At 67.2% G+C, this 13,696-nt stretch carries 11 protein-coding genes; 6 read left to right on the top strand and 5 right to left on the bottom strand.

Annotation, left to right across the window (positions count from 1 at the left end; translation table 11 throughout):
* Positions 1 to 1,773 carry a chloride channel protein gene (locus G370_RS0106995; protein WP_050563258.1) on the top strand — a complete coding sequence of 591 codons (1,773 nt, stop codon included), beginning with the start codon at positions 1 to 3 and terminating at the stop codon, positions 1,771 to 1,773.
* 128 nt (positions 1,774 to 1,901) lie between these two features.
* Positions 1,902 to 2,618, top strand: coding sequence for an MgtC/SapB family protein (locus G370_RS0107000; protein WP_005409984.1), 717 nt, complete (start codon positions 1,902 to 1,904; stop codon positions 2,616 to 2,618).
* Between the two features lie 72 nt (positions 2,619 to 2,690).
* Here G370_RS0107000 and G370_RS0107005 read toward each other — a convergent pair whose 3' ends face one another.
* Positions 2,691 to 3,098, bottom strand: a complete 408-nt coding sequence (locus tag G370_RS0107005; protein WP_019659950.1) for a MerR family transcriptional regulator — start codon at positions 3,096 to 3,098, stop codon at positions 2,691 to 2,693.
* Between the two features lie 63 nt (positions 3,099 to 3,161).
* Between G370_RS0107005 and G370_RS0107010 the strand changes: the two genes are divergently transcribed.
* Positions 3,162 to 3,989 (top strand): class I SAM-dependent methyltransferase, encoded by an 828-nt coding sequence (locus tag G370_RS0107010; protein WP_019659951.1) that lies wholly within the window; start codon positions 3,162 to 3,164, stop codon positions 3,987 to 3,989.
* A gap of 82 nt (positions 3,990 to 4,071) precedes the next feature.
* Here the strand turns inward: G370_RS0107010 and G370_RS0107015 are convergent, their stop codons facing one another.
* From G370_RS0107015 to G370_RS0107030, 4 genes are all read right to left on the bottom strand, one after another.
* Positions 4,072 to 4,362 (bottom strand): DUF6959 family protein, encoded by a 291-nt coding sequence (locus G370_RS0107015; protein ID WP_019659952.1) that lies wholly within the window; start codon positions 4,360 to 4,362, stop codon positions 4,072 to 4,074.
* 119 nt (positions 4,363 to 4,481) lie between these two features.
* A complete protein-coding gene (locus tag G370_RS0107020; RefSeq protein WP_019659953.1) occupies positions 4,482 to 5,324 on the bottom strand; it encodes an OmpA family protein in 843 nt (280 codons plus the stop codon).
* Positions 5,325 to 5,387: 63 nt separating this feature from the next.
* Positions 5,388 to 10,493, bottom strand: a complete 5,106-nt coding sequence (locus G370_RS0107025; protein WP_019659954.1) for a YadA-like family protein — start codon at positions 10,491 to 10,493, stop codon at positions 5,388 to 5,390.
* A 236-nt stretch (positions 10,494 to 10,729) separates the two neighbouring features.
* On the bottom strand, positions 10,730 to 11,710 hold the full coding sequence (locus G370_RS0107030; protein WP_019659955.1) for an AraC family transcriptional regulator: 981 nt from the start codon (positions 11,708 to 11,710) through the stop codon (positions 10,730 to 10,732).
* Between the two features lie 685 nt (positions 11,711 to 12,395).
* Here G370_RS0107030 and G370_RS0107035 point away from each other — a divergent pair.
* The 3 genes from G370_RS0107035 (at position 12,396) to G370_RS0107045 (ending at position 13,679) form a co-directional block, all read left to right on the top strand.
* Positions 12,396 to 12,587, top strand: coding sequence for a Flp family type IVb pilin (locus G370_RS0107035; protein WP_019659956.1), 192 nt, complete (start codon positions 12,396 to 12,398; stop codon positions 12,585 to 12,587).
* Positions 12,588 to 12,654: 67 nt separating this feature from the next.
* Complete coding sequence (locus G370_RS0107040) at positions 12,655 to 13,200, top strand: A24 family peptidase (RefSeq protein ID WP_019659957.1); 546 nt, start codon at positions 12,655 to 12,657, stop codon at positions 13,198 to 13,200.
* The gene (locus G370_RS0107045; protein WP_019659958.1) at positions 13,197 to 13,679 is read left to right on the top strand and encodes a TadE/TadG family type IV pilus assembly protein; all 483 of its coding nucleotides are present in this window, start codon (positions 13,197 to 13,199) and stop codon (positions 13,677 to 13,679) included. Before G370_RS0107040 ends, G370_RS0107045 begins: the two co-directional genes overlap by 4 nt.
* The last annotated feature ends 17 nt before the right edge of the window (positions 13,680 to 13,696 follow it).

The following is a 13,696-nucleotide window of genomic DNA, read 5'->3' on the forward strand; positions in this document are numbered from 1 at the left end:
ATGTCTTCGCCCGTTTCGCCATCGCGCCTGCATCTGGCCTTCCAGGGCCTGCGCCTGCGGCTGCGCGGCAGCGACCTGTGGTTCATCGCGCTGGCGCTGCTGGTTGGCCTGATCGCCGGCTACCTGACCCTGCTGCAGTCGGGCATCGCGCGCTGGCTGCAGGGCACGTTGTATGGGCTGGACGACGGCATGCGGCTGAGCTCCCTGCCCTCGCTGACCTGGACCGCGCTACTGGTGCTGCCACTGGGCGGACTGCTGGTCGGCCTGGTCAGCCTGGCGGCGACGCGACTGAAACGGCCACTGCTCGATGCGGTGGAAGCCAATGCGCTGCACGGCGGCCGCATGTCGATGCGCGACAACCTGATCGTGCTGACCCAGACCCTGCTGTCCAACGGCTGCGGCGCGTCGGTCGGCCTTGAGGCTTCGTATACGCAGATGGGCGCGGGCAGCGGCTCGCAGCTGGGCCGGGTGATGCGCCTGCGTCGCAACGACGTGCGCATCCTGGTCGGTGCCGGTGCCGCCGGTGCCATCGCCGCTGCGTTTGGTGCGCCGCTGGCCGGTGCGTTCTACGCCTTCGAGATCGTCATCGGCGCCTACACGCCGGCCGCACTGGCGCCGGTGGCCGTGGCCGCACTGGCCGGTGCGTTCGTGGCCGATCAGGCCGGCATCGAGGCTTACCTGCTGCCCGCCGCTTCGACCATAGACGTACGCGCCGCCGACTACGCCATTTACGGACTGCTGGGCTGCTGCTGCGCGATGGTCGGCATTGTCATCATGCGCCTGATCGCGTCCATTGAAGGGAGGGTCAAGCGCAGCCCGTTGCCACTGTGGGGCCGCCCGGTGGTGGGTGGCCTGCTGCTGATCCCGCTGGCCCTGGCCAGTCCGCAGGTGCTGTCGTCCGGCCATGGCGCGCTGCACCTGGACCTGACCACGCACCTGCCGTTGATCTGGATCGGCGGCCTGCTGACCCTGAAGTGCCTGGCCTCGGGCATCTCGCTCGGCTTCGGCTTCCGTGGCGGCCTGTTCTTCGCCTCGCTGTTCATGGGCACCCTGGTCGGCGCGCTGTTCGCCGGACTGCTGGGCATGGCCACCGGCGTTCCGGTGATCGACGCCACCTCGGCCGCGCTGGCCGGCATGGCCGCGCTGGCTGCTGCCGTCGTTGGCGCGCCGATGACCATGGCCATGCTGGTGCTGGAAGGCACGCACGATTTCCTGCTGACCAGCGTGGTGATGAGCGCGGTACTGGTGTCCAGCACGCTGGTGCGGCAGTGGTTCGGCTACTCGTTCTCGACCTGGCGCATGCACCTGCGCGGCGAGACCATCAAGAGCGCCCGCGACGTGGGCTGGGTGCAGAACCTCAACGCCGGCCGGCTGATGCGCAAGGGCGTGGCCACTACTCCGGCCGATCTCGATGCCGCCGCGTTCCGCCAGCGCTTCCCGCTGGGCTCGGGCAGCCGGGTGATCCTGATCGACAGCGAAGGCCATTACGCAGGCATCGTGCAGATTCCGCGCGTCTACGGCGACGGCGTGAAGCCGGAGACCATGATCGGCGAGCTGGCCGAGAACCGTGACGTGTCACTGTCACCGGCCGCGGACGTGGTCAGCGTGATGCAGCGCTTCGACCAGACCCAGGCCGATGAACTGGCCGTGGTCGCCGCCGACGGCCAGGTCCTGGGCGTGGTCTCTGAAGCCTTCGTCCGCAAGCGCTACGCCGAGGAACTGGACAAGCGCCAGCGCGAACTGATGGGCGAGCGCGTCGAGGACACCGACTGACCCCGCAAAAAGGGGACGGAGGGGATTAAGTCGTTTCTGGCACGCTGACTAACCACGCGTGGCGTGGACCGCTGGAAATCCACGCATGGCGTGGATCTACTGTCACCTCGACCGGGTAGACTCCGGCCATGCGCTTCATTGAGACCTTCCAGGCCGGTCCCTTCGCCGACACCGTGGTCAGCCTGCTGGCCGCCTTCGTGCTGGGCACGCTGATCGGCGCCGAGCGCCAGTACCGGCAACGCACCGCCGGCCTGCGCACCAATGTGCTGGTGGCCGTAGGCGCCGCCGCCTTCGTCGACCTCGGCATGCGCATCGCCGGCAGTGCCGAGGCGGTGCGGGTGATCTCCTACGTGGTCTCCGGCGTCGGCTTCCTCGGCGCGGGCGTGATCATGAAGGAAGGCATGAACGTGCGCGGCCTGAACACCGCCGCCACCCTGTGGTGCTCGGCGGCGGTGGGCAGCTGCACCGGCGCGGACATGTTGGCCGAAGGCGTGCTGCTGACCGTGCTGATCATCGCCGGCAATACCCTGCTGCGGCCGCTGGTGAATGCGATCAACCGCATCCCGATCAACGAAGCCGCCACGGAAGCCACCTACGAGGTGCGCCTGAGCGTGGATGCCGAAGCCGTACCACGGGTGCGTGAGCGGTTGGTCGATGCGCTGGAAGCAGCGCAGTACCCGGTCGGTGATGTGCAGGTGGTCGAGCATGCCGATGCACCAACCGATGTGATCGCGGTGCTGGTCAGTACTGCCGTGAGTGCCGATGAGCTGGACGTGGTGCTGGCGCGGATGGAGCACGTGCCGGGCGTGCTGCATGCCACCTGGGAAGTCAGTACCCGCGATTGATTCCATCCACGCATGGCGTGGATCTACCGAGGTCGTGGTGAAGTAGATCCACGCCATGCGTGGATGCTTCTCTCACCGACCCGCCATGCGCTGCTGCGCACGCAGCAGTTTCTGGAACGAACCGCACTTCCGAGCGTCCTCCGCCTGCGGGCAGGCCGCCGCGCGTTGCAGGTGCCGGCGCACCCGTTGCAGCCGGGTGATCTGCCGCTGCAGCACATCGGCCTGCGCCAGCAGGGCCTCCCGGTCCAGGGAGATGCACCCGCGCTGCAGTGGCAGCGATGCCCCGATCTGCTGCAGCGACAGACCGGCCGCCTGGCCGAGGCCGATCAACGCGAGCCGTTCCAGCACCTGCTCGTCGTACTGCCGGCGCAGGCCGCGACGGCCCAGTGCCTGCAGCAGCCCAAGTTGTTCGTAGTAGCGCAGGGTCGAGGCCGGCACGCCGCTGCGCTTGACCACCTCGCCAATATCCAGTTCGCGCACGGGCTTGACCTCAAGTGACCTTCAAGCGCCAACCTATGGGCAACTACCCACCGAGGCAAGGCCATGGCCAGCACACCCCCCCTTGATCAGAACGCCCTGTGGAACGGCCCTGGCGGCCAGGTCTGGGTTGCGCAGCAGGCCCTTCTCGATGGCCTGTTCCAGCCGATGGCCGACCTGCTCGTGGCCGAACTTCCGGAAACCGTCACGCAACTGCTCGACATCGGCTGCGGTACCGGGGCCAGCCTGCTGGCATCAGCCGCCGCACGCCCGTCGGCGCACTGCACCGGCCTGGACATCTCCGCGCCGATGCTGGCGCTGGCCCGTCAACGCGCCGAGGCGGCAGGGCTGGACGCAGACTTCATCGTCGCCGACGCACAGCAGCATCCGTTGCCCACCGCGCACTTCGACTGGATCCAATCTCGGTTGGGCGTGATGTTCTTCGAAGATACCGAGGCCGCCTTCGTCAACCTGCGCCGCGCGGCGCGACCGGGTGCCGGCCTGCGTTTCCTCGCCTGGCGCGGCGCCGGGGAAAATCCGTTCATGACCACCGCCGAGCACGCCATCGGCGATGCCCTGGATCTTCCGCCCCGCGTACCGGGCGAACCGGGCCAGTTCGCCTTTGCCGACGGCGAGCGCGTGCAGCATCTGCTGCAGGCCGCCGGCTGGAATGACGTGGAGGTTGTTGCGGTAGACCTGCCCTGCTCGCTCGCCCGCGAGGACCTGCCTACCTATGTCGGCCAAGTGGGCCCGTTGGGCCTGGCGTTGCGCACGATGCCGAAGGAACGCGCCGATTCTCTGCTGGCCCGAGCACTGGCCGCATTCGCACCGTTCGTCGAGAACGACCGCGTACGCGTGGATGCCGCCTGCTGGCTGGTCCGCGGCCACGCGTAGAAAAATGGGACGGAGGGGATTAAGTCGCACATGCCCGTGTCGTGCCGGAAACGACTTAATCCCCTCCGTCCCCTTTTGTCGTCTACAGCGCCTCGCCGGCGTCGGCCAGACGAGATTCGATCAACGCATACCACTGCTGCAGCACGTCGATCAGCATGTCCAGCTCCGCATCGGTACGCTGCGCGCGGCCGCTGCGCAGGCAGGCCTGGGCCTCCTGCAGCTGGGCAAGGAACCCGGCCACGGTATCGGCCTGCAGGATCAGGCCTGGCAGGCGCCGCCCGGGAATGCGTACCACGGCATGGTTGCCGAGCTGGCCGTACACGCTGAGTGTGGTTTCCGTCTTCATGGAAAGAGGCAGGAATTGAGCGTTCATCGCGTGCACCGTTAGAAGACCTGAGCCGCAGGCAGGCGTGGACGACGGGGGAGACGTTGCCACGCCTGCCGGCGGTCAGGGGGGACTCGGGACCGGGGCCTGGCCCCGGTGAGGGAATTTCAGCGCGGCTGTGCCACTCCGGCGATCTGCACGCGACGGTTTGGCGCCAGGCAGGCGATCAGCGCGCGCCGATTGCGCTGCTCGCACTGCACGATCGGCTCGGCCGCGCCGCGTCCTTCGGCGCTGATGCTGGCTGCAGGCACGCCGCCCTGCACCAGCGCGCTGCGCACGGCCTCGGCGCGGCGCTGCGACAGGGTCTGGTTGTAGCTGGCACTGCCGATACGGTCGGTGTAGCCGGTCACCCGGATCGACTGCACCTGTGCGGCTTCACGCACCTGCGCCAGGATGCCCTGCACCGCCTGCTGGCCCTCGGCGCTGAGTACAGCGCTGTCGAAGCCGAACAGCGCGTCGGCAGACAGCCGCAGCGGCTGTTCTGGCAGCGGTGCCGGTGCCGGTGCCGGCGGGGCCGGTGGCCGCGGCGGCTCCAGCACGGCCGCGCACGATTCCGGCTTCCAGTACCCCGCCTGGGCAATGCCCTTGCTGTCAAAGCGGACCTGGAACTGGCAGGTGAAGTACTCCGCGCCCTGCGCGGTGCGGAAGTTGAACAGGTAGTTCCACTCGCGCACGCCCCACATGCCTTCATTGAAATGCGGCGTGCCCAGCAGCGTGTACAACTGCCGCTTGCTCATGCCCGGCGCGAAGCGGCGCAGGTCGGCGACGTCCGGATAGATGCCTTCCTTCAACGAGGCCCTGGAGGCCTCCGGGAACTGCACGACGGTGGCTTCGGCAGGACCGTCGGTGGCCGGCGCATGGCTGCGGCAGGCGGCCAGCAGGCCCACCCCCAGGATCAGGCCCAGCGTAGCGGCATGTTGGCCGGCGCGGGCGATACGATGCTGTTTCATGTCATTCCCCCTGTAGACGTTTCCGCGGTACCGGGCCGCGCGTGCGGCCCGGCGGCGGAGATATCACCACTGGATGCCGGCACCGACGGCCACGCCGGCCTCGCCACGGCTGTTGGTCGAACCGCTGAACTTGTAGATCCAGCGGCCGCCTTCGGAGACACCGGAGATGCCCAGCGCCACGCCCGATTCGCCGTTGTAGCTCCCAGCCGCGATCGAGGCCATGCTGCGGCCCGCCTCGCTGGGCTGCGGCAGCGCTGCAGTGGCCATCGCCGAGGCGATACCGGCCGAAGCACGGTTGTCGGTCTTGCGCAGGTCGCGCTCGAAGCCACCCATGCGCTCGTCGGTGTAGGCCTTGGACCAGTCCAGGGTCTGCGCCATCCCCGACTTCAGCTGATCCACGTTGACCGCGTCGGTACCGGCGGTGCCAGCGGCAACGTTGCGCACCGTGGTCGGGCCGCTGCTGGTGCTGCCCAAGGTGACGCTGTTGTAGTTGGTCGCACCGTTCACCGTGGTGTCGTAGCGGATGGTGCCCTGCTGCGAGGCCTGCAGCTGGCGCACGTTGACCGCGTCGGTGGCCTGCGAGCCGTCAGCCACGTTGACCACCTGGCGTTCGGCGCCGCTCGCACCCACCGAGACCGTGTTGGCCCGGTTCGCCACCGAACCCGCACCCAATGCCACCGAGTTGTCGGCCTGCGCCTGTGAACCATTGCCCAGCGCGGTCGAGTTGGTACCGGCGGCGGTGGAGCCTGCACCGCCGGCGGCCGAGTTGGCACCGCTGGCGGACGGGTCGGCCAGGTTGTTGGTGTTGTTGGCGCGGAAGCTGCCGGCCACGTTGGTGATGTTCTGGATCTTCTGGTCGGTGTACTTCTTCGATTCGTCGATGGCGTAGTTCACGCCGTTCTTCAGCTGGCCGACATTGGTCGCGTCGTACGTGTCGGAACCGTCGGCGACATGGGTGATCTTGCGCTCGCTGCCAGTACTGCCGACCGAGACCTCACCGGCCGAGTTGCTGGCGCCGGTCTGGCCGTAGGCACCGGTATAGCCGCTCTGCGCACCGACGCTGGCCACCGAACCGGCACCCAGTGCCACGCTGTTGCCGGCGCTGCTGCTGGCACCGTTGCCGACCGCCACGCTGTTGGCACCGGCTGCACTGGCCTGCGGGCCGACCGCCACCGCTTCCGCACCGGCCGCGGTGGCTGCGGCCGCCGTCGAGTTCACCGCCAGGTAGGCACTGCCACCGCCACCGTTGGTGATGCGCTGGTTGAGGACCTTCAGCGAGCCATCGACGGCAGTGAAGGCGGCGGTGACGTTGTTGTAATCGCCGCTGGTGAAGGTGCCATCGGTGGCGATGCTGGAGATGCTGAACGTCGGCGCGGTCCACGCGTTGGTGGTGCCGTTGTAGGCAGTGGTGCCGCCGAAGTAGTTGGCGATGGTGCTGTGGGTGCTGAACAGCTGGTCGCCGGTGATGGCATCGCTGCTGCCGGCCAGGATGCTGCCGGCGGCCACATTGGTGATCTTCACCGCGCCGCTGCCGGTGCCCGTCAGCGTCACGCTGTTGAGCACGTTGCCGCTGCCGTCGACGTCGTACTTCACTGCCAGCTTGTCGATCTCGCCGGTCTGGTCGGCCACATTGGCCAGTGAATTGCTGACCGCGTCGAAGGCGGTACCGACGTCGTTGTAGTTGCCCTTGGTGATCGTGCCGTTGGCGGCAACGTTGTTGATCGAATAGGTCGGCGCGGTCAGTACGCCGCTGGCGTTGACCGCCGCGCCACCTCCGAGGTGGGTGGCAACGGCCTGGTTGGCCGCAAACAGCTGGGCACCGTTGATGGCCTCGCTGCTGGTGGCACTGACCTGGCCCGGGCCCAGGTTGCGCAGCGTGGTGGCGGTGCCGCTCTGGCCCAGCGTGGCACTGGCGTAGTTGACGCTGCCGTCGCCGTTGAGGTCATAGCGCAGGGCGCCCTGCTCCGAGGCCTGCAGCTGGCCCAGGTTGACCGCATCGGTCGCTGCGGTACCGGCCGCCATGTTGGTGACCTGGCGCTCGGCACCGGCGGCACCGATGGATACGCTGTTGGCACGGTCAGCCAGGCTGCCGGCGCCCACCGCGATGCTGTTGGCTGCCGTCGCCCGCGCATTGGTGCCGACCGCGATCGAGTCGGCGCCGGTGGCCACGGCCTCGGTACCGGTCGAGTTCACCCGCAGGTACTTGGTACCGCCGTTGCGGATATCGGTGATCTGCGTGTTGAGGTTGACCAGCGAACCATCCACCGCCGCGAAGGCATCGGTGGCGTTGGTGTACAGGCCCTGGGCGATGGCGCCGGTGGTGGAGATCGTGCTGATCTCGAACAGCGGCGCAGTGAAGGCACCGCTGGCCGGATCGAACGCGGCGCGGCCACCGAAGAAGCTGGCGATGGCGGCGTTGGTCGCAGCCAGTTGGCCACCGTTGACTGCTTCCAGGCTGCCCGCGGTGACCGCGCCGCCGGCCAGGTTGCCGATGGTGGTGGTGCCAGTGCCCGCGCCAAGCGTCACCCGACGGTAGTTCGGGTTGCCGGCACCGTCCAGGTCGTAGGTCACCGCAGCTGCCGCCACATCATCGATCAGGCTGATGGCGCCCTTCAACTGGGCCACATTGACCGCATCGGTGTTGACGCTGCCGGCAGCCACGTTGGTGATCTGGCGCTCGCCGCCACCGGCGGTGCCCACCGATACTTCGCCGGCCGAGACCTGCGGTGCAGTGAGGCCATAAGCGCTGTAGCTGGCCTGCGCGCCGCGCAGTGCAGCCGAACGGTAGCCCAGTGCGACCGAGTTCGCCTGGTTGGAGGTGGCTTCAGCACCCAGCAGGGTCTGGCCGTTGGCGGTACCGACGGCACTGTCACCGACGATCACCGAATGGCCCATGCGCGCAGCGTAGTCTGCGGTCGGGACGCCGGTCGGGTTGGTGGGATCGTTCACGCCATCGCCCGGGAAGGCAACGTTGGCATCGACCCTGGGCAGTTCGTGCCGTGCATTGGCGCCGATCACCACTTCCTTCGAACCGTTGGCGAAGGCGCCATCACCCATCAGCACCTGGTAGTCCTGTGCCGCGTTGACGGCCCAGCAGGAGATGTCGGCCAGCGCGATGTCCAGGCACTTCGCCGCCCATTCCGGCGAATCCGTTGGCAGCAGCAGCCCGAGCAGGCCACCCGGATTGCCGTTGTTGATGTTGTAGATGTAACTGTCCGAGGTAACGCCGCCAATGAGCGTCAGGTGCGAGCTGCCGCCGGTGACGGCCCCGCCGAGGCCATTGAGGGTGCTACCGACCGGCGACAGGTTGACCACCGGCAGGCCCAGCACATTGACCGTCGAGTAGGTCTGCATCACGTTGGCGTTGCTGAGCTTGAGATTGCCGTTGCTCAGGTAGCCGTCGCCGCCGAACAGGCTGCTGGTGGTCGGCCCGATGAGCTGGCCGACATTGCCGACCAGGCCACCGGTGCCGATGATCAGGCCCGCGTTCGGGTCGGCCGGCGCCGGCGCCTTTGGGCTGGTGGGCGGTATGGCCGAGGGTTGGGTCAGGCCGAGCCCGCCAAGCGTGCCGCCGACCAGCCCGCCTACGGCACTGCCGAGATTGCCGATGGTGCCGTTGAGGTTGCCGTTGAGCAGGTTGCCTACGGCGCTGCCGACATTGCCCAGCGTATCGCCCAGCAGGCCACCCAGGCCGCCGAGGCTGCCACCTGTAGCGCCGTTGAGTACACCGCCGACGGTGCTGCCCACTGCACCCGCTGTATTGTTGAGCGTGCCGCCCACGGCACCGCCAACGGCACCGACGGTGCCAACTGCATCGTTGAGCGCGCCACCGACGGTGCTGCCGACCGAACCGACCGTGCCGTTGAGTGCACCACCCACGGTGCCGCCAACTGCGCCAACCGTACCAACAGCCCCGTTGAGCGCGCCGCCGACGGTGCTGCCGACCGAACCGGCCGTGCCGTTGAGTGCACCACCCACGGTTCCGCCGACTGCACCAACCGTACCAACAGCGCCGTTCACTGCACCACCCACCGCGCTACCGACAGTTCCAACGGTGCCAGCGAGCGTGCTGCCCAGTGCTTCGCCTACCGTTCCAACCGTGCCGTGCAAGGCGCCGCCGACCGCACCAACCGTGTTGCCTACGGTGCCATCAAGCACGCCACCTACGGCGCCGCCTGCCGCGCCGACAACACCGCCCACCAGGCCATCGACGCCCAGCGCGCTGTTCTGCGCCGCCACGGTCGCTTGGCCGGCCAGCTTCAGATTGCGGTCGGCCACGACTTCGTGGCCACCCGGCGCCTGCACGCGCACGTTGCCGGCAACACCAGCATCGAAGGCTGCGGTGATCGCGCGATCATGCGTTTGGCCCGGCAACTCCTCCTTGGCCGGCAGCGTGACCGCCGCCGTCGCCTTGACCTGCCCCTGCCCGTCGATCTGATGGCCCGCCAGCTTCAGCTGCGAATCCACCCTGCCGCCAGCGGACGCGTTGAGGCCGGACCGCGAGCCAGCAGATGCGCCAGCAACAGCGGCGGCCGCCTTGGCACCGCTATCGATCGAGGCCACCTGCGCACCGGCGATGCCAACCCCGGCCTTCACCTGCGCATCCGCAGCCACACCGAGCGGCGCGTGCGCGGACGGCACAACGTTGGCCGCCAGCGAGGCATCAATCTTCGCCACACTGGACGCTGCGTGCCCCAACCCGGCATTGGCGCGGACATCGGCGGCCAGCGCAGGAACCGCGACCTGCTTCGGCGCAGCGTTCGCCGCCAGCTTCACCTGCACGGTGGCCGGCAGCACGTCCCGCACGATCGGCAGCACGTTCGTACTCAGCTGCAGGCCGACACGCGCATCAGCGCTGATTGCCGGACTGCTCTGGGCCTCGCGCGAGGCTGCGGCCAGCGCCACTTCCGCGTCGACCTTGACCGGCATCGGCTGCGCGTACTTGGCTGCGAGCGCCTGCAGGTCGCGCAGCGACTGATTGGATTCGGTTGCGCCTGCATGCCCGCTGGCCAGCGCACACAACAGGGCAAGGGCCAGGGCAGTCGGCATCAGCAGAGCACTGCGCGGATCGCGGGCGGCGCTGCCGCCGCTGTCGCCAGTGGCCAGTTCCGAGGCCACAACCAGAGCATTGAGCTGGCGGTTCCATACACGCCGGTAGATGCGGTTCATGAGCATTTCCCCCGTAGGCGAACAACTGGAATGTCAGTGGACTTGCCGTAAGGCAGGTGACTGACATTTCAGCGTTTGCAACGGCGGTGGCGCACTTCAATCCGGCACGGCAATCGCGCATTCCGGCAAATCCACGGCCGGAATCGGCAGCCGTCTATGCAGAAGCGGCAGCATGATCGGCAAACGGATGCGCAATTCCGGCACAAATGCCGTGGAAACCCTTGCGGGACCTTGGCTCAGGCCGGCTGGCCGATCTGCGCGGGCGCGCGCATCAGGGTATCGCGCGGCAGTTCGCCGAATACCTTGCGATAATTGTCAGCGAAGCGCGAGAGGTCCCAAAGCCCGCAGCTGAGCGCGATGGCCTTCACCGAGCGGCGGCTGGAATCGGCCATCGACAGGCTCCGGCAGGCGGCACACAGGCGCAGCATGGAGAGGTACCGGTTCGGCGAAGTGCCGAACAGGTCCTCGAATGCATAACGCAGGCCGCGCTCGCTGACGCCAGCGGCATCGCAGATTTCATTCATGTAGATGTTGCGGCGCAGGTTGAGCCGCATGAAATTCTCGGCACGCTGAGCAATCAGATAATGTGTGCGCCGCGCACGGCTGCAGCCCGGGCGGTCGGCGGTACCCGCGCCCAGCAGTGCCTGCACATGCTCATGCAGCAGCCGCTCGGCTTCTTCCGGCTGCAGGCCGGAACCCTGCCCCAGCTGCAGGTGCAGCTGCTGATAATGGCGCGCCAACGGCGCTGCTTCGTTGGCCAGGCTGAACAACGAAAGTGCCTGCCCAGCCGGTGGCGTGCTGCGCAGGGTCAGTTCGGTCAGCTTGCGCTGCACGCGCGCCGCCGGCACCAGCATCAGCGTCATGTGCGTGCCCGGGCTCAGGGTGAACTCGCTGATGCCCTCCGGCATCACGGTCAACGCCATACCCGCCGCAAGCGGTACACCATGGCACCAGCTCAGCGTCTCATCGGTGGCGTGCAGATAGCCGAGCATCGCCCAGTCCGGCGGCAGCATGAAGCGGCCACGGCAATGGAATCCACAGCTGATGCTGCAGAACAACGCCTCCTCGTGCACGCGTGAAGCGAAGGCTGCCCGCGGCCCATTGCCATCGAGCAGAAGCAGTTCAACATCACATACACGAAGCACGCCGCTCAGCGTCGCCAGGTCGATCGACCGCAGGCCGCTGTCGTCGCTGTCTCCTACCCCACCATCGACCATGACAGTGTCGCCCCCCGATTATCCGTCGTGCGATACGGCCCCCACTGCCTGACAGGGCGCGCACCTCTCATGGAATCTCTTCCATCACCGGGATGCGCGCCGCCAACGCACGCACCCCAAAAGAAACGCGAGTACTTGAATACGAGTATGCCCGATAATTCAGCGGGGTAAACATCTGCCCCGCGTTGAATAGGATGGATACAGACGTGAAAATCATGCTGACGTGATTGGCACAGTTCTCGCATTCGACTGAAACCAAAATCACATTATCTGCACGTCGATGAATCGTTGTGCTAGCGAACGGATTTCCGTCACAGAACCCGCGTGGAAAATTAAAGGACCGAAGGGATTCTGCCGAATTTGCATATAGGTTCCGGTTGCAGCCGGCCGCCATTCAGGCAAAGTCGATAACACGGTGATCCGGTCTTTGATAATGACCGCACCCAGGGGGACAGCATGACCATGCACGTATCGCTCGACACGTCGACCACCGGCCCCGCGCCGCGCGGTCGCGGTTGTGCGAACGGCGTCCCGCCTGGAAGCGATCACCCTGCTTGAGCACAGCGGGTCCATCCCGCCTTGCCTCCTCCGCCAGGACGTGCGGAGGTCCACGGACGATCCCGGCGGAGCCGGGCCACCGCCCAACAGGTGTCCTGTAGCAGACAGGTAGAGGGAGACAATCGTCATGAACGCATCGATCCGCAAGTTCCTGAGGGAAGAAGATGGTGTCACCGCGCTCGAGTACGGGCTGCTGGCCGCTGTGATTGCGGGAGTGCTGATCGCACTGGGCAGTACGCAGATCCAGACATTCTTCAGCACGCTCTTTGAGAATCTCACCAAGCTTGCCAACAAGGCTTCAGGCAGCACGCCCGCCTGAGCCGCCTCCTGGATTGGATCAGGGACAGCAACTGCTGAGCGTCCACTGACGGGCGACGGAGTGTGCGATGACACTGCTGGGTTTATTGGCCATCGGCGTATGCCTGCGGATCGCGATCAGCGATCTGTACGCCCGGCGGGTGCCCAACGCCTGGCTGCTGTCCGCATGCGCGATCACCGTTGTCGTGCTCATCGCCGGACAGTTCAACGCGCCGCGCCTGCCGTGGGCTTCCCACGTTGCCGGCGCGGCGCTCGGCCTGGTCACATTGCTGCCGTTCCATGCGTTGCGCTGGATGGGCGCCGGGGATGTCAAGTTCTTTTCCGTGCTGGGATTGATACTGGGCTGGCAGACACTGCTGCCGATCTGGATCGCGGCCAGCCTCGCAGCGGGCGCACATGCCGCGTTGGTGCTGGCGTCACGCCGGGTGGGTCCAGTACTGCCCATCGGCCTGCAAGCCCAGCTGAACCGGGCCAGTTCGCAGTGGCATTCACACCCGGCGCTGCGCGACATGCAGAACGCCCGCCAGGGACGCCATGGCATTCCCTATGCAGCCTACCTGGCCGTGTCGGCCATCGCCTGGATCCTCATCACTACGTATGGAGGTGTGCCATGAACACCCCCAACCCGCGCCGGCAACGTGGTGCGGCCAGCATCGAGTTTGCCTTGATGCTCATGCTGGGCCTGCTGCCACTGCTGCTGTTTACGTTCTCCGGCGTGATGATCATGGCGGCCCAGCAGACGCTGGCAACCGCTTCGGCCGAGGGTGCGCGCGCATCGCTGCGCTATGGCAGCGCCAATGAACGTCGTACCGCGGCGTGTATTGCGGCGCGCAGCTCGATGCAGTGGCTGCTGAACTTCTCCGGGCAGTCCGTCGACTGCAGCAATGGGGGAAGCAACGCCATCCTGGTTTCCGCGCAGGCGCCCTGCGCCGGACTGGCCAGCGCCCAGTGCATGACCGTGACCGTCAGCTACGACTACGCAAGCCATCCCTTCCTGCCCGGCACCGCCACGCTCTACAAGTGGGTAATGCGGGCTCCCATCCGCAGCGTGGCGGTCGCGCAACTCGACCTCGGCAGCGGCAGCGGCAACTGACGATCGCTACAGGAGAC

It is taken from the genome of Stenotrophomonas hibiscicola ATCC 19867, assembly GCF_000382065.1.
Lineage (GTDB): Bacteria > Pseudomonadota > Gammaproteobacteria > Xanthomonadales > Xanthomonadaceae > Stenotrophomonas > Stenotrophomonas hibiscicola.

Bases quoted from the DNA above. Each gene is read 5' to 3' on its own strand.
- G370_RS0106995 (WP_050563258.1), top strand. From the start codon at position 1: ATGTCTTCGCCCGTTTCGCCATCGCGCCTGCATCTGGCCTTCCAGGGC.
- G370_RS0107000 (WP_005409984.1), top strand. From the start codon at position 1,902: ATGCGCTTCATTGAGACCTTCCAGGCCGGTCCCTTCGCCGACACCGTG.
- G370_RS0107010 (WP_019659951.1), top strand. From the start codon at position 3,162: ATGGCCAGCACACCCCCCCTTGATCAGAACGCCCTGTGGAACGGCCCT.
- G370_RS0107015 (WP_019659952.1), bottom strand. From the start codon at position 4,362: ATGAACGCTCAATTCCTGCCTCTTTCCATGAAGACGGAAACCACACTC.
- G370_RS0107020 (WP_019659953.1), bottom strand. From the start codon at position 5,324: ATGAAACAGCATCGTATCGCCCGCGCCGGCCAACATGCCGCTACGCTG.
- G370_RS0107025 (WP_019659954.1), bottom strand. From the start codon at position 10,493: ATGAACCGCATCTACCGGCGTGTATGGAACCGCCAGCTCAATGCTCTG.
- G370_RS0107030 (WP_019659955.1), bottom strand. From the start codon at position 11,710: ATGGTCGATGGTGGGGTAGGAGACAGCGACGACAGCGGCCTGCGGTCG.
- G370_RS0107035 (WP_019659956.1), top strand. From the start codon at position 12,396: ATGAACGCATCGATCCGCAAGTTCCTGAGGGAAGAAGATGGTGTCACC.
- G370_RS0107040 (WP_019659957.1), top strand. From the start codon at position 12,655: ATGACACTGCTGGGTTTATTGGCCATCGGCGTATGCCTGCGGATCGCG.
- G370_RS0107045 (WP_019659958.1), top strand. From the start codon at position 13,197: ATGAACACCCCCAACCCGCGCCGGCAACGTGGTGCGGCCAGCATCGAG.